A 450-nucleotide genomic window follows, 5' to 3' on the forward strand; every position below is an offset into this window, starting at 1 on the left:
GGACGGATCAACGATGCCGACCTCGAGTCGACGCTACGGCTGCGTTACCCGACATTGTTGGACGGGCAGCCCGTTCAGGTGGGCAACCACACGTTGACGCCGGCCGAATTGTTGCGCGCCGACTTACTCACCGGCGACCCTGCCCCAAAGCCGCCCCGGCGCAACATGACCCGCAGCGAGCAAACGGCACCGCAAGTGGCCGACCAGGTCGACGCGCAGGCCGCCAAAGGGTGTGCGGCATACTTTGGAGCGCCCGCGGCGGGCTGGCCGATGCCCGACCACCAGCGCGGCTTCTACCAGGCCTGGCGGGCACTGAGCCCTAGCGATTACAAGCTGAGCCGAAGGGCCCGCACGTCGCTGCGCATGGTACCGCAACGGCCCGATGACGCCGTCCTGCAAGCATTAGAACAGCTTGGAGTGGCCGAAGACGATCGAATCATCTACTTCCAA

General features: G+C 65.6%; 1 protein-coding gene. It reads left to right on the top strand.

What is annotated here, in order from left to right; translation table 11 throughout:
- Positions 1-450: putative inorganic carbon transporter subunit DabA (locus tag F6Q13_RS17105; RefSeq protein ID WP_293059097.1), on the top strand; the 450-nt coding region annotated here is incomplete at both ends.

It is taken from the genome of Mycobacterium sp., assembly GCF_008709575.1.
Classification (GTDB): Bacteria; Actinomycetota; Actinomycetes; order Mycobacteriales; family Mycobacteriaceae; genus Mycobacterium.